This window comes from Streptomyces sp. NPDC058620 (assembly GCF_042717135.1).
Lineage (GTDB): Bacteria > Actinomycetota > Actinomycetes > Streptomycetales > Streptomycetaceae > Streptomyces.
The window spans coordinates 35,588-51,351 of record NZ_JBHXQO010000038.1; the positions used below are offsets into that span (position 1 = coordinate 35,588).

Genomic DNA, 15,764 nt, shown 5'->3' on the forward strand with positions numbered 1-15,764 from the left:
ATCATGGCGCTTACACCACGAGTCGCCTCCGCCCCGGCCGGCACTCCCACCAGCATCTCCCAGGGCTCGACGACCAGGGGCGGCATCGGTGAGTCCACGCTGCGCCCCGACGGCACCCTGAAGGTCACCGGCGAGTTCGCGTACTCCTCGGACATGTGGCACGAGGACATGCTGTGGGGCCACACGCTCCGCTCCACCGTCGCCCATGCCGAGATCCGGTCGATCGACATCGGCGAGGCCGTCGCGATGCCCGGCGTCTACGCCGTGCTGACCTATGACGACCTGCCCGCCGCATGCAAGAACTACGGCCTGGAGATCCAGGACACCCCGGTCCTCGCCCACGGCAAGGTCCGCCACCACGGGGAGCCGGTGGCGCTCGTCGCCGCCGACCACCCGGAGACCGCGCGCCGCGCCGCGGCGAAGATCAGGATCGACTACGCCGAGCTGCCGGTCATCACGGACGAGGCGTCCGCGACCGCACCCGGTGCGGTCCTGGTCCACGAGGACCGCGACGACCACCACATCGGTCACGTCCCGCACCCGAACATCGTCCACCGCCAGCCGATCGTCCGCGGTGACGCCGAGGCCGCCGCGAAGCGCGCCGACGTGATCGTCAGGGGCGAGTACACCTTCGGCATGCAGGACCAGGCGTTCCTCGGCCCGGAGTCCGGGCTCGCCGTGCCGTCCGAGGACGGCGGCGTCGAGCTGTACGTGGCCACCCAGTGGCTGCACTCCGACCTCCGGCAGATCGCCCCGGTCCTCGGCCTGCCCGAGGACAAGGTCCGTATGACGCTCTCCGGCGTCGGCGGTGCCTTCGGCGGACGCGAGGACCTGTCGATGCAGATCCACGCCTGTCTGCTCGCCCTGCGCACCGGCAAGCCGGTCAAGATGGTCTACAACCGCTTCGAGTCCTTCTTCGGACACGTCCACCGGCACCCGGCGAAGCTGTACTACGAGCACGGCGCCACCAAGGACGGCAAGCTCACCCACATGAAGTGCCGGATCGTCCTGGACGGCGGCGCCTACGCGTCGGCCTCGCCCGCGGTCGTCGGCAACGCCTCCTCGCTCTCGGTCGGCCCGTACGCCGTCGAGGACGTCGACATCGAGGCGCTCGCGCTCTACTCCAACAACCCGCCCTGCGGTGCCATGCGCGGCTTCGGAGCCGTCCAGGCGTGCTTCGCCTACGAGGCGCAGATGGACAAGCTCGCGGCGAAGCTGGACATGGACCCGGTCGAGTTCCGCCAGCTCAACGCCATGGAGCAGGGCACCCTCCTGCCGACCGGCCAGCCCTGCGACTCGCCGGCCCCGGTCGCCGAGCTGCTGCGGCTGGTCAAGTCCCGCCCGATGCCGCCCGAGCGGCAGTGGCTGGCCGCCGACGCCGAGGGCAGCACCGTCGATGTGCGCGCCCTGCCCGGCGGGCTGTCGAACACCACCCACGGCGAAGGCGTCGTACGCGGTGTCGGCTACGCGGTCGGCCTCAAGAACGTCGGCTTCTCCGAGGGCTTCGACGACTACTCCACCGCCCGGGTACGGATGGAGGTCATCAACGGCGAGCCGGTCGCGACCGTGCACACCGCGATGGCCGAGGTCGGCCAGGGCGGCGTCACCGTGCACGCCCAGATCGCCCGTACCGAGCTCGGCGTCAGCCAGGTCACCATCCAGCCGGCCGACACCCGGGTGGGCTCGGCGGGATCGACCTCCGCCTCCCGCCAGACGTACGTCACGGGCGGCGCCGTGAAGAACTCCTGCGAAGCCGTCCGGGAGAAGGTGCTGGAGCTCGGCCGCCGCAAGTTCGGTTCGTACCACCCGGCCTGGGCCACCGCCGAACTCCTCTTGGAGGGCGGCAAGGTCGTGACCGACGCCGGCGAGGTGCTGGCCGGCGTGGCCGACGTCCTGGAGGACGAGGCGATCGACATCGAACTGGAGTGGCGCCACCGGCCCACCGAGGCGTTCGACCTGCGGACCGGCCAGGGCAACGGCCACGTCCAGTACTCCTTCGCCGCCCACCGCGCGGTCGTCGAGGTCGACACCGAACTCGGCCTGGTCAAGGTCATCGAACTGGCCTGCGCCCAGGACGTCGGGAAGGCGCTCAACCCGCTCTCCGTCGTCGGGCAGATCCAGGGGGGCACCATCCAGGGCCTGGGGGTCGCCGTCATGGAGGAGATCATCGTCGACCCGAAGACCGCGAAGGTGCGCAACCCGTCCTTCACGGACTACCTGATCCCCACCATCCTCGACACGCCGACCATCCCGGTCGACGTGCTCGAACTCGCCGACGACCACGCCCCGTACGGGCTCCGCGGTATCGGCGAGGCCCCCACCCTGTCGTCCACCCCGGCCGTCCTCGCGGCGATCCGGAACGCGACGGGCCTGGAGCTCAACAGGACGCCGGTACGACCCGAGCACCTCACCGGCACCTGACGGGGCTCCCCATGAACTCTCCGGGCGGTGCGGGGTGCCGTGAACGTCACACTTCCCCGCGTACCGCACCGCCCGGAGACACCGAGTTCCGCACCGCTCGCGGTCCTTGCCCCAGTAGGTCCGTACCTGCACGAACAGTTCGCCTCGGGCCGTCCCCCGGGTGTGCTGCCGACGCAGCTATCCCAAATCCCGCAATCGGTTCTCTTCACGCGGGTGCCCCTGTGAACCTTGGGAGTCAGGCACCATGACCCAGCAGTCAGTGGAGCCCAAGACCGGTGCGGAGGACGCGGGCCACGGCTCGCGCGTCCCCGCCGGACGGTCTTGGCTCGACCGGTACTTTCACATATCCGACCGAGGATCGACAGTCGCGCGCGAGATGCGCGGCGGCGTCACCACCTTCATGGCGATGGCGTACATCCTCCTGCTCAACCCGCTGATCCTCGGCGGCAAGGATGTGGACGGCAACCTCCTCAGCCAGCCCGGCCTGATCACCGCCACGGCCCTCGCGGCCGCCGCGACGACCCTGCTGATGGGCTTCGTGGGCAAGGTCCCGCTGGCCCTCGCCGCCGGACTCAGCGTCTCCGGCGTCCTCGCCGGGCAGGTCGCCCCGGCCATGACGTGGCCGCAGGCCATGGGCATGTGCGTGATCTACGGTGTGGTGATCTGCCTCCTGGTGGTCACCGGCCTCCGCGAGCTGATCATGAACGCGATCCCACTCGCACTGAAGCACGGCATCACCATGGGCATCGGCCTGTTCATCGCCCTGATCGGCCTCTACAAGGCCGGCTTCGTCCACAAGGGCGCGGCGACACCGGTATCGCTCGGCCCCGCCGGTGAGCTCGCCGGCTGGCCCGTCCTCATCTTCTGCGTGACCCTGCTGCTCATCTTCATGCTCCAGGCCCGCAACATCCCCGGTGCCATCCTGATCGGCATCGTCGCGGGCACGGTCCTCGCCGTCGTCATCAACGCGATCGGCGACATCCCCGCCAAGTCCTGGAGCAGCGGCCCGCCGGAGCTCAACGGCAGCGCGGTCTCCCCACCGGACTTCTCGCTCTTGGGGGACGTGGAGTTCGGCGGCTGGGGCGACGTGGGCGTGATGACGGTCGGCATGATCGTCTTCACTCTCGTGCTGGCCGGTTTCTTCGACGCCATGGCCACCATCATCGGTGTCGGTACGGAAGCGAAGCTGGCCGACGACAGGGGCCGGATGCCCGGCCTCTCCAAGGCGCTGTTCATCGACGGCGCGGGCGGTGCGATCGGCGGAGTCGCCGGAGGCTCCGGTCAGACCGTCTTCGTCGAGTCGGCGACCGGCGTCGGCGAGGGCGCCAGGACCGGACTCGCCTCCGTCGTCACCGGACTCTTCTTCGCGGTCTGTCTCTTCTTCACCCCGCTGACCGCGATCGTGCCGACCGAGGTGGCGTCCGCCGCCCTCGTCGTCATCGGCGCCATGATGATGCAGAACGCCCGGCACGTGGACTGGGGTGACCGTTCCGTCGCCATCCCGGTCTTCCTCACCGTCGTCCTGATGCCCTTCACGTACACCATCACCACCGGTGTCGCGGCAGGCGTCATCTCGTACACCGCCATCAAGCTCGCCCAGGGCAGGGCCCGCGAGGTCGGGGCCTTCATGTGGGGCCTGACGGCGATCTTCATCGTCTACTTCGCGCTCAATCCCATCGAGAGCTGGCTGGGCGTCCACTGACGCCCGCCCCCTTCGCACTCTGCTTAAGGAGACACGCCATGCTGGACATCGCCGAAGAGCTTCACCGGTGGGTCGGGCAGGGACGCGAGTTCGCCGTCGCCACCGTGGTGGCGGTCGGCGGCAGCGCGCCCCGGCAGCCGGGCGCCGCCCTCGCCGTCGACCGCGACGGCACGGCGATCGGATCGGTCTCCGGCGGATGCGTGGAGGGTGCGGTGTACGAGCTGTGCCGGCAGGCCCTCGACGACGGCCGGACCGTCCGGGAACAGTTCGGCTACAGCGACGAGGACGCCTTCGCGGTCGGTCTGACCTGCGGCGGCGTCATCGACATCCTGGTCACACCGGTGCGCGCGGACGATCCCGCGCGCCCGGTGTTCGCGGCGGCGCTCGCGGCCGCCGCGGAGGGGACGGCGGCCGCGGTGGCGCGGGTCACCGAGGGGCCGGCCGAACTGCTCGGCCGCCCGCTCCTCGTCCGCCCCGACGGCGCGTACGAGGGCGGGCTCGGCGGGCATCCCGAACTCGACCGCACCGCGGTGGCCGAGGCCCGCGCGATGCTCGACGCGGGCCGCACCGGCTCTCTGGTCATCGGGGCCGAGGGCTCGCGGTGCGGGGCGCCCGTCACCCTGCTCGTCGAGTCGAGCGTCCCGCCGCCCCGCATGATCGTGTTCGGGGCCATCGACTTCGCCTCCGCGCTGGTCCGGGCCGGCACGTTCCTCGGCTACCGGGTGACCGTCTGCGACGCCCGGCCGGTCTTCGCCACCCGGGCCCGCTTCCCCGAGGCCGACGAGATCGTCGTGGAATGGCCGCACCGCTATCTCGCGGCGACCGAAGTCGACGCGCGCACCGTGCTCTGCGTCCTCACGCACGACGCCAAGTTCGACGTGCCCCTGCTCGAAGCCGCGCTGAAGCTTCCCGTCGCCTACGTGGGCGCGATGGGCTCGCGCCGCACGCACCTCGACCGCAACGAACGGCTGCGCGACGCGGGCGTCACCGAAGCCGAACTGGCCCGCCTGCACTCGCCCATCGGCCTCGACCTCGGAGCCCGTACGCCGGAGGAGACCGCCCTGTCGATCGCCGCGGAGATCGTCGCCGAGCGGCGCGGCGGAAGCGGCCGCCCGCTCACCGGCGCCCACACCCCGATCCACCACGAGGGCGGTCCGTCGCTCGCCTCGGTTGCCTGAATCACCCTCTTGCTCCTGGTCGTTCCCGGGCGGGTTACCGCCACGGCGGTTTCACGCCAGCATGAACCCGGCTGTGGCCGCGCTTTTACCGGTAGATCAGCTGCATGACACTTTCTCCCTCCTCCGTTTCCGGCCGGGCGAGATCCGCTCGCGCGGGACGCAGAGCCCTGCTCATAGCGACGTCGGTCGCCCTTGTGAGCGGTGTGCTGCTTCCCGCGGTGGGTTCCGCTTCCGAAGTTCCCCGGCCGCACGCGGCCGAAGGCCGCCAGCAGGCGCAGCCCGAGAGCCACGACCTCACCCTGATCACCGGCGACGTCGTGCACTACGTGGACGGTGCCGGGAACCAGGACACCGTGACGGTGGACCGGCCCGACGGCGCCACCGGCGGCGTGCACGTGCAGCAGGCGGGCGACGACATCTACGTCCTGCCCGACGAGGCGACCGCGCTGCTCGCGGCGGGGAAGCTGGACCGCCGGCTCTTCAACGTCTCCGCCCTGGTGGAGATGGGATACGACGACAAGAGCTCCGGCGCCATCCCGCTGATCGCCACCTACCCGCGGAGCAAGGCGCGTGCGCTGCCCGCACCCCCGCGCGGGAGCGAGACCGTCCGCCCGCTGGGCTCCGTCAACGGGGCCGCGCTGAAGGCCGACAAGGGCGAGGCGCGGGCCTTCTGGAACGACATCGCCCGCACGGAGACGGCGCGTTCGCTGGACAACGGCCTCGCGAAGCTGTGGCTCGACGGCCGTGCCGAGGCCCTGCTCGCGGACTCGGTGCCGCAGGTCAACGCCCCGCAGGCGTGGGACGCGGGCTTCGACGGGGACGGCACCAAGGTCGCCGTGCTCGACACGGGCATCGACACGGACCACCCCGACGTCAAGGACCGCATCCTCGGCACCAAGAGCTTCGTGCCCGGCGAGGAGGTCGACGACAAGAACGGCCACGGTACGCACGTCGCCTCCACCATCGCGGGCTCCGGCGCCGCGTCGGACGGTGCGAACAAGGGCGTGGCGCCCGGCGCCGGACTGCTCGTCGGCAAGGTCCTCAGCGACGGCGGCTCGGGCGCGGACTCCGGGATCATCGCCGCCATGGAGTGGGCGAAGGCCGAAGGGGCCGACGTCGTCTCCATGAGCCTCGGCTCGCCGGTGCCGGACGACGGCACCGACCCGATGTCGCAGGCCGTCGACGCGCTGTCCGCCGACGGCGGCCCGCTGTTCGTGATCGCCGCCGGAAACGCGTACGGCACGGGCACCATCGGCTCGCCCGGCTCGGCGGCGAAGGCGCTCACCATCGCCGCCGTCGACAAGCAGGACGCCCGCGCACCCTTCTCCTCCATGGGCCCGCTGGTCGGGTCCTACGGACTGAAGCCCGATCTCTCGGCCCCCGGCGTCGACATCAACGCCGCCGCCTCGCAGTCGATCCCCGGCATCGAGGGCATGTACCAGTCGATGTCCGGTACGTCGATGGCGACCCCGCACGTCGCGGGCGCCGCGGCCATCCTGAAGCAGCGCCACCCCGACTGGAGCGGCCAGCGCATCAAGGACGCGCTGATGAGCTCGTCGAAGGAACTGCCCGACCACACCCCGTACGAGCAGGGCACGGGACGCCTGGACGTGAAGGCGGCGATCGACACGACGGTCGAGGCCACCGGTTCCGTCGAGGTCGCCTCCTACGCCTGGCCGCACGCGACGACCGACCCGGTCGCCGAGCGGACGATCACCTACCGCAACACCGGGACCGAGGACGTCACGCTGGACCTGACGACCGGCACGGACTCGGCGGCGTACACCCTCTCGACCACCGAGCTCACGGTCCCGGCGGGCTCCACCGCCGAAGCGGTCCTCTCGCTGGACCCGTCGAAGGTCCCGAACGACACCCGGTTCTCCGGTCAGGTCACCGCCAGGAACGCGGCGGGCGCCACGGTCGCGCACACCGGCTTCGCGCTCCAGAAGGAGCAGGAGCTCTACGACCTCACCCTCCAGCTGCGCGACCGCGCCGGTGAGCCGATGGACGGGTACGTCGTCATCGCGGAACTCGGCGACCCGAATTTCGGTGCCGTCGCGGTCTCCGGTGACACCACGCTGCGGCTTCCCCCGGGCAACTACACCGCCTGGAGCTCCGTGAACATCGACGGCGACCGGGCGGACTCCAAGGCCGTGGCCTTCCTCGCGGCTCCCGAGACGATCCTCGACAAGCCCACCACCGTCACCCTCGACGCCTCCAAGGCCCGCAAGATCAGCGTGCGGACGCCGAAGGAGACGGAGACGCGCCAGCTGCGGTATGACATGGCACGCACCGCCCCGGACGGCACAGTGCAGCGCGACGCGTTCCAGATCCCGCTGACGTACGACCAGCTGTGGGCGAGCCCGACCGAGAAGGTCACCGAGGGCAGCTTCAGCTTCCTGACGCGGTGGCGCCGTGGCGAGGAAATGATCGACGTGTCCGCCGGCGGCCGTGACGTCCCGGTAACCGTCCAGGGCGGCTCGCCCGTCGCCGAGAACAGCGAGCGCGAGCTCACCGGCGTCTTCGCCGGCGACGGCGCCGCGGCCGACTACCAGGGCCTGAAGGTCAAGGGCAAGGCCGTCGTGATCAACCGCAGCGACGCGATCGCCCCCGCCGAACGGCTGGCCAACGCGGTCGCCGCGGGCGCCAGGGTGCTCTTCGTCGTCAACGACGGGCGCGGGGTCCCGATGGAGAGCTACACCCCCTGGGGCGAGGAGGCCGCCATCCCGGTCGCCTCGGTGCAGCGGATCGCCGGACAGACCCTGATCGACGCCGCCGAGCGCGGCAAGGACATCGACGTCGACCAGCGCAAGTTCGCGAGTTACGTCTACGACCTGGTCGACCGTCACGACGGCGCGATCCCGGACCGCTCGCTGGCCTTCGCACCGGAGACCGGTGAACTGGCGAAGGTGGAGAACACCTTCTACGGCCACAAGGCCGTGCTCGGCGCGGGCTACCGCTACGACATCCCGGACTACGGTCCCGGTCTCGGCTTCGAGGAGTACGAGAAGTTCCCGGGCGTCCGCACCGAGTGGGTCAACCCGCTGCCTGGCGACTCGTTCTGGTACGAGAACCACTCGGTCCTGAACGCCGGGGCCACTGCTGTCGCCGCGGAGATGCGCAGCACCGACCTGGACTACCGGGCGGGCCGCGGCTACCAGGCCGAGTGGTTCGCTCCGGTCACGCGTCCGCGGCTCGGCACCGGCTTCTGGGGTCCGTTCCGCACGACGTACAACGACATGCAGTTCAACATCACACCGTGGACGGACTCCGGCGCGGGCCACTCCGGTTCGATGCCCGAGGACGAGTACGACACCACGTCGTACGCCTTCTACCAGGGCGACACGCTGATCAAGAAGGGCCCGGGCCGGGCCGGTTACGTCGGGAACCTGGCGACCGGGAAGCTTCCGTACCGGCTCGTCATCGACTCCGCCCGCGACGGCGAGATGTGGAAGACGTCGACGCGGACCCACAGCGAGTGGGACTTCGTCTCCGGCACCCTGGACCCGAACGGGCCGTACCAGGCGGACATCCCGATGCTCCAGCTGGACTACGACGTCGACACCGACCTGGCCGGTGACGTCAAGGCCGGCGGGTGGACCGAGCTGGGGCTCGCCTCCGGGACGCAGGAGTGGCTGGACGGTGCGGTGAAGGCCGACAGGGCCACGCTGTCGGTCAGCTACGACGACGGCGGGAAATGGGCGCCCGTGCAGCTGCGCAAGAGCGCGACGGGAGCCTGGACCGCTGTGTTCAAGACCCCGGCGAAGGCGGGCGGCTTCGTGTCGCTCAAGGCGCACGCCGAGGGGCCCGGCGGCCTCGCCGTCGACCAGGAGATCATCCGGGCCTTCGGCCTGAAGTGACCTGCTGAGGGAGCCTTCCGAGGTGGCTCCGTACCCCTGCCCGGGGTGCGGGGCCACCTCTCTGCGCCCGCCCGTCCGCCGAGGTGCACGCGTCCGCGCGGGCGGTGACGCGGTGTCCGCCCGTCCCGGCCGGGGCGGGGCCGCCGGCGGTCCGGGAGTCCTGGCGAGAGGCGCTGCCCGCCCGGCCGGGGCCGTGCGGTTGGATGGTGCCATGAGCGTTCACGACGTCGCCCGTCACCTGCCCGGGATACCCGCCCTCCGCGACCTCTGCCGTGCCATGGCGATGCTGGACGCGATCCTGTGCCCCGAATGGGCGGACCGGTGGCACAGCTACGACGCCCAGTGGTCCGCGTCGGGCGGACAGCCGCTGGAGATGGCATCCATGCGCAACGGTTCGGGCGACGAGTACTCGATCGTGTTCTCGCCCGCCGGTGCGTACGCCCGCGGCTTCGACCACGAGTCGCCGATGAGCCCGTACGTCGACGACGCCCTGTGGCCCGGAGTGCTCGACGACGTCCCGCCCGTCTTCCTGCCCTTCGTGGCGGAGCCGTCCTTCGGCGACGAGTCCGGAGTGCCCCTGGTGACGGCGTGCCTGTGGCGGGAGACCGCGGACAGCGCGTGGCGTACGGGAGACATCGACTTCCCCGAGGAGGGCGAGGGCGCGGACGGCGCCGACTACGTGTTCCAGCTCCTCGTCGCGGGAACCCCCGACGCCTACCTGGAATGGGCCGAGGACTACTACGAGGTCACCCTCGACCCGGCCGCCGTACGCCATGTGTACGACCTCCGGCCGCTGACCGCCGAGGTGGTCGCGGCACTCAACCCGGAGATCGCCCTCACGGACCTGGCCGAGGACATCAAGGAGACCGGCTACCCGGACGGTCCGTGACGGCGCCGCTGCGGACAGGGGCGCCGTCGCAGGACTCGATCCGAGCGGCAGCTCAGCGCCCTGCCTGCAGCGCCGCCCAGGTGGCCGTGCCCACGCCGCCGTCGACGGCGAGTCCCCGGCTGCTCTGGTAACTGCGCACCGCCGTGTCCGTCGCGGGGCCGAAGCTCCCGTCGATGGACACCGTCGAGCCCAGCGCCGCCGTCAGCGCGCGCTGGAGCCGCTTCACCGCTTCCCCCGAACTGCCCTGCGAGAGCGGCGGAGTGGTCCCGGCCGACAGCAGCGCGGTCCACGTCCTGCGGCCGACGATGCCGTCGGCGGTCAGCCCCCGGGCCTGCTGGAACGCCTGCGCGGCGCTCTTCGTGGCGGGACCGAACACCCCGTCCGCCGTGCCCGCTTCGTATCCCTGGGTGTTGAGCAGCCGCTGGATCGCCGCGACCTGTGTCCCCGTCGAGCCGGACTGCTGGGTGGTGTACGAGGTGAAGCTCAGCCCGTCAGTGCCGGTCCCGCCGCCGGCGCCACCGCCGACCAGCTGCATGTAGTAGGCCCAGTTCCAGTGCACGCCCGGATCGGTGTGGTCGTTCCCGGGCGCCTCGCTGTGGGCGATGACATGCGCGCGGTCCTTGGGAATGCCGTACCGGTCGCAGAGATGCCTGGTCAGCGCGGCCGAGGAGCGGTACATCGTGTCGGTGAACCACGAGGGGTCGTCGACCCACCCCTCGTGCTCGATGCCGAGTGACGAGGAGTTGGTGTTCCGCGCGTGCCACGCCGTGTCGCTGTCGCGCACCATCTGGGTGAGCCGGCCGTCCGATGACCGGATGACGTAGTGCGCGCTGACCTGGGACGCGGGGTTCTGGAACCAGCTGATGGTGCCCGCGTACGAGCCCTGCGTGACATGGACGACCACTTTGTCGATCGCGGCCGAACGGCCCTTGGCGTAGTTCGCGGTGCTGGCCGGCACCCACAGGGCCGGCGGGTAGTCGGGGCTCATCGCGGTGGGTCCCGCCGCGGCCAGGGCGCCCTTCTCGGGGGACACCGGCCGGGAGGTGACGGTGACCCGCTCGCCGCCGGGAACCGTCGTGCGCAGTCCCTCGGCCAGGAACGTGTAGACCGTGTCCGCGTAGAGGACGGCGGTGGAGTCCCGTGCGCCGCTGTAGCGTGCGACCGCCGGGTACCAGGCGTCGATGTCAGCACGCCGTGCGCGGTCGAGCCCCAGCGCGTCGGCGTGACTGCGCAGCAGGGCGGCGCCGCCCAGGATGTTGGCCGCGGTGTCCCTGCGCAGCTTCGCGGCGGACTCGCCGGTCAGCGCTGCGGCCTGTTCCAGCGAGCGGTTGACGGGGTTGCTCACGAGGTGCATCACGCCGTAGCCGCCCGCCTGGCTCGGGCGCCCGGCATGGCCGTCGAGGTGGGTCTCGCCGTAGCCGACGGCGGTGAGCAGGTCGCGCGGCACGCCGTACTCCACGGCGGCCTGTGCGAAGGCCCGGTTCATGGGGTCATCGGCCGGTGCCGCGGTGGCCGGGGAGCCCGTCGCGAGAAGGGCGGTCACGGTGAGAGCCGCCAGGGCGGCTGCCCGGCTTCTCGGGATGGCGGCGGTGGGTCTGGGCATGTCTGCTCCTGCTCGGTGGGGGGAGCGGAATGGCCCTCGCACCCGAGGGGGTGCGAGGGCCGTTCAGGGCGCCCAGGCTATCGACGCGGTCGGAGCAGGACAATGACGCGTCGGCGGCGGCGTGTCGCTCAAATGCCTTGAAATATACGGCAATTGACTATGTATCAGCGCCTTGCCCGGCGGCGGACAGGCCCGCCCGGCGTAACCGTCCGGACTACCAGCGGTCCCGGTGGATGACATCCGCCACCGGCCGGCGCCGCACGGGACCGAAGTTGCCCTGCGGCCACCCCACGGGCACGGCCGCGAAGGTCTGCATGTCCTCGGGGATTCCGAGCGCCTGCTTCCACTCCTGCTCCAGCATCAGGTGCCAGATGGTGATGTTCGCCGCGAGACCCAGGGCCCGCGCGGCGAGCAGCAGGTTCTGCACGCCGGGGTAGACGCACGAGCCCTCCGCGAGCGCCTGGAACCGCGTCTGCGTGTTCATCATGTGCTCGGTGCCCGCCGGGCCGAGCGCCTGCGCGGAAGCGAGCAGACCCTCCTCGTCGATGCGCGGCTCCGGGAAGCGGTAGCACGGGATGATCAGCGCGGGGGTGTCCGCGAAGTGGTCGCGCTGGTACTCGATGGCGGCCACCATCCGCCCGTACGCCGCCTCGTCCATCCCCTTGGGCGCGTACTTGCCCGTCGTCGCCAGATAGGAGTCCACGCACCGCTTCCACAGCGGGGCGAGGCGCGCCATCATGGCGCGGTCGGTGACGACGACGTACTCGTAACACTGCATGTTGCCGCCGCTGGGACCCCAGACGGCGGCCTGTATCAGCTGCTCCAGCGTCTCGTCCGGCACCGCGTCCGGCTTCAGACGGCGCATGGCGCGCATCGTGGACATCGTCGCGAAGAGGGCAGGTCCGTCAAGGGCGGACGCGTCGGCCCGAACCGTTTCCATGGTCATGATCGCGGAGTGTACGGGGCGGGCCCCGCCGCGGGGAGCCCCGTGGATCAGCGACGCCTGAGCCGCACCACGGGGATGTTCCGGGTGGTGCCCCGCTGGTACTCCGCGTACCGGGGGAACAGCTCCACCAGGCGAGGCCAGACCCGCTCCTTCTCCTCGGCGGTGAGCGTCTCGGCGACCGCGGGGAACCGTTCCGTCTCCACCCGCAGCTCCACGTCGGGACCGGCCTGAAGGTTCAGATACCAGAGCGGAGGCTTGTCCGAGCCGCCGTTCGACGCCACGATCAGGTAGTCGTCGCCGTCGCGTCCGTACATCAGCACCGTGCGCCGCGGTGCCCCGCTGCGCCGGCCGACGTAGTCCATCAGCAGACACGGGACCCCGAGCTGCGTGGTGCCCTTCGTGCCGCCCGAGGACTCGTACAGTTCCGCCTGCTGGGCGACCCATTTCATCGGACTGACCCGAACGCCCGTGTCGTCGTCCCGTTCCGCCGCCATCGTCGTACGTCCCTTCTCGCAGGTCCCCGTCCGGGCCATCGTGCCACCCGCCCCGACAGGACACGGGATTCGTACACCTGGTCGTCCCCCCACCTCACGGGGGAACGAGAGCCGGGCGGCGGCCCGTGAAGGCGTATAAAGGGTCCCTCCGGAGCAGCCGGCGCCCCCGATGGCATTGTCCCCACCCCCACGCGGCCGGCGTCACCGCGTACGACAGCGGAGGAGCGCCCCATGAGCACCTCGGACGAGATCACCACCTTGCTGGTGACGAAGTTCGGAACCGACCCCCTCGCCATCCGCCCCGAAGTGCCGCTCCGTCAACTGCGCCTCGACTCACTGGCGCTGGAGGAGCTGCGGCTCCTGATCGAGGACCGCATGGACATCGACCTGGAGGACGTCGCGCTCACCTCGCGGGACACCGTGGGCCAGCTCGTCGCGGCCGTCCACGGCAAGGCCACCGCGTGACGGGCCGCAGGGCCACCTCACCGTGGAGCAGGCCGCCCCTGGAGCCGTTCGCCGCCGCTGTCACCGGCATCGGCCTGGTCACCGCCGCGGGCGTCGGCGCGGACGCCGCCTGGCACGGGGTCTGCGACCCCGCAGCCGTGCCGTCCGTCCATCACCAGCCCGAACTCGACGGCCTGCCCTGCGACTTCATGTACACCGTCCCCGGCCTCGATACGCGGGCCGTGCTGGGCGTCGCCGCCCAGCGGCTGATGGACCGCTTCGCGCAACTCGCGGTGATCGCCGCCCGCGAGGCCGTCGCCGACGCCGGACTCGACCCCTCGGTCTGGGACAGCGGCCGGGTCGCCGTCGTCATCGGGTCCGCACACGGCGGGCTGCCCTTCTACGACGAACAGCACACCGCCCTCACCGAACGCGGCGCGCGGCGGGTCTCCCCGAAGCTCGCCCCGCTCACCGTCGTCAACGGCGCCGCGAGCAGCGTCGCCATGGACCTCGGCGTGCACGGACCGAGCCAGGCCGTCTCCACGGCCTGCTCGTCCGGCACCGTCGCCATCGGCACCGCCCACCAGATGCTCCGTTCCGGGGCCTGCGACATCGTCGTCGCCGGCGGCGCCGAATCGGTCTGCTCCCGGCTGCTGATCGCCAGCGCCTGCCAGATGAAGGCCGTCTCCACCCGCCGCGACGACCCGGGTGCGGCCTGCCGCCCCTTCGACATCCACCGCGACGGCTTCGTCGTCGGCGAGGGCGCCGGACTCCTCGTCATGGAGCACCCCGAGCACGCCCGGGCCCGCGGCGCCACCGTCCGTGCGCACGTCGCCGGTTACGGCTCGTCCAGCGACGCGCACTCCGCCGTCGCCCCCGACCCCGACGGCATCGGCATCGAACGGGCGCTGCGCACCGCGCTGGCGGACGCGGGACTGGGCGCGGGGGACATCGGCCACGTCAACGCCCACGGCACCTCGACCGTCGCCAACGACCTCATCGAGGCGACCATGCTCCACCGGGTACTCGGCGAACGCCCCCTCGTCACCTCCACCAAGGCCAGGACCGGACACACGCTCGGTGCGGCGGGCGGCATCGAGACGGCGCTGACCGTCCTCGCCCTCCAGCGTCAACTGGTGCCGCCCACCGCCAACCTCGACGCGCCCGACCCCGGGATTCCCGTCGACGTGGTCAGCAAGGAGGCCAGGGCGGGCGCCTTCGACTGCGCGGTCAAGACCTCGCTCGGCTTCGGCGGCCACAACGCGGCGCTCGTGCTCACCAAGTGACCGGAGGAACACCCACCATGTCCGAGGAGATCATCCGGTCCCTGTCGGTGAACGGGCTCCGCTACGGCTACCGCGTCCTGCCGCGCACCACCCCGGACGCCGGACCCGGCACCGAACCCGTCCTCGTGCTGGGCGGGGCGCTCCAGGGCATGTTCGGCTGGCCGCAGATGGACGACCACCTGGGCCCCTTCGCCGACGTCGTCACCGCCGACCTGCCCGGCATGGCCACGGCGGACCCCCTGCCGCCCGGCCCCGCGGCGGACACCCTGGTCGACGCGGTGACGGGGATCATCGACAGCCTGGACGCGCCGAGGGTGAACCTCTTCGGTTTCTCGTACGGCGCCGCGATCGCCTTCGGGTGCGCGCGGCGCGACCCGGGCCGCGTCGCCAGGCTGGTACTCGGCGGCGTCCCCGCGCATATCGGGGAGGCCCAGCGCGGCTACTGGCGCCGCGCTACGGAGCGGCTGGCCGAGGGGGACACGGAAGGGTTCGCGAGGCTCGCGGCCGACGGCCTGATGTGCCTCGATCCGGAGCGCCCGGTGCATCGCAGGGAGCTCGCCAGGCGGTATGTCCGGCGCTCCTTCCTGCACGCGCTCACCCACTCGCCGCACGCCCCGGAAACCCTGCGCAGGGCGCTGGGTGACCGTCCGGACTTCTCCGGCGGGCTGTCCGGCGTGCCCGCGCTGGTCTTCGCGGGGGAGTACGACACGGTGACCTCGCCCGAACGGCAGCGGGCGTTCGCCGCGACGATCGAGGGCAGCCGTTTCCTCACGATCGACCGGTCCGATCACTGGGTGGTCCTGGAACGGCCCGACGACGTCGCCGAGCTCGTCACCCGGTTCTTCACCGACCAGCCCCTGGAACAGGACCGCCCGGCGGCCGTTCCGCACCAGGACCGGGCCGCGCGCGACGTGGCGGTGTCGCGCGCGGCCGGGTGACAT

General features: G+C 71.5%; 11 protein-coding genes. 8 read left to right on the top strand and 3 right to left on the bottom strand.

Annotated elements, in window-relative coordinates:
* Positions 1-3 precede the first annotated feature (3 nt).
* From ACFWSK_RS27560 to ACFWSK_RS27580, 5 genes are all read left to right on the top strand, one after another.
* Positions 4-2,421, top strand: a complete 2,418-nt coding sequence (locus tag ACFWSK_RS27560; protein ID WP_383791549.1) for a xanthine dehydrogenase family protein molybdopterin-binding subunit — start codon at positions 4-6, stop codon at positions 2,419-2,421.
* 244 nt (positions 2,422-2,665) lie between these two features.
* Positions 2,666-4,123 (top strand): NCS2 family permease, encoded by a 1,458-nt coding sequence (locus ACFWSK_RS27565; protein WP_383791552.1) that lies wholly within the window; start codon positions 2,666-2,668, stop codon positions 4,121-4,123.
* 38 nt (positions 4,124-4,161) lie between these two features.
* Positions 4,162-5,301 (top strand): XdhC family protein, encoded by a 1,140-nt coding sequence (locus ACFWSK_RS27570; protein WP_383791554.1) that lies wholly within the window; start codon positions 4,162-4,164, stop codon positions 5,299-5,301.
* A gap of 104 nt (positions 5,302-5,405) precedes the next feature.
* Positions 5,406-9,161, top strand: coding sequence for a S8 family serine peptidase (locus ACFWSK_RS27575; protein WP_383791556.1), 3,756 nt, complete (start codon positions 5,406-5,408; stop codon positions 9,159-9,161).
* Between the two features lie 211 nt (positions 9,162-9,372).
* A complete protein-coding gene (locus ACFWSK_RS27580; RefSeq protein ID WP_383791559.1) occupies positions 9,373-10,050 on the top strand; it encodes a hypothetical protein in 678 nt (225 codons plus the stop codon).
* 52 nt (positions 10,051-10,102) lie between these two features.
* Here ACFWSK_RS27580 and ACFWSK_RS27585 read toward each other — a convergent pair whose 3' ends face one another.
* The 3 genes from ACFWSK_RS27585 to ACFWSK_RS27595 form a co-directional block, all read right to left on the bottom strand.
* Positions 10,103-11,653 carry a peptidoglycan-binding protein gene (locus tag ACFWSK_RS27585; RefSeq protein ID WP_383791562.1) on the bottom strand — a complete coding sequence of 517 codons (1,551 nt, stop codon included), beginning with the start codon at positions 11,651-11,653 and terminating at the stop codon, positions 10,103-10,105.
* A gap of 214 nt (positions 11,654-11,867) precedes the next feature.
* The gene (locus ACFWSK_RS27590) at positions 11,868-12,599 is read right to left on the bottom strand and encodes a nitroreductase family protein (RefSeq protein WP_383791564.1); all 732 of its coding nucleotides are present in this window, start codon (positions 12,597-12,599) and stop codon (positions 11,868-11,870) included.
* A gap of 47 nt (positions 12,600-12,646) precedes the next feature.
* On the bottom strand, positions 12,647-13,093 hold the full coding sequence (locus tag ACFWSK_RS27595; RefSeq protein WP_383791608.1) for a nitroreductase family deazaflavin-dependent oxidoreductase: 447 nt from the start codon (positions 13,091-13,093) through the stop codon (positions 12,647-12,649).
* Positions 13,094-13,324: 231 nt separating this feature from the next.
* Here ACFWSK_RS27595 and ACFWSK_RS27600 point away from each other — a divergent pair, with 231 nt between their 5' ends.
* From ACFWSK_RS27600 to ACFWSK_RS27610, 3 genes are read left to right on the top strand one after another with little or no spacing between them, the layout of a single operon-like run.
* Positions 13,325-13,558, top strand: a complete 234-nt coding sequence (locus ACFWSK_RS27600; protein WP_383791567.1) for an acyl carrier protein — start codon at positions 13,325-13,327, stop codon at positions 13,556-13,558.
* A complete protein-coding gene (locus tag ACFWSK_RS27605; RefSeq protein WP_383791570.1) occupies positions 13,555-14,823 on the top strand; it encodes a beta-ketoacyl-[acyl-carrier-protein] synthase family protein in 1,269 nt (422 codons plus the stop codon). Before ACFWSK_RS27600 ends, ACFWSK_RS27605 begins: the two co-directional genes overlap by 4 nt.
* Positions 14,824-14,840: 17 nt before the next feature.
* Complete coding sequence (locus ACFWSK_RS27610; protein ID WP_383791572.1) at positions 14,841-15,761, top strand: alpha/beta fold hydrolase; 921 nt, start codon at positions 14,841-14,843, stop codon at positions 15,759-15,761.
* Positions 15,762-15,764 lie beyond the last annotated feature (3 nt).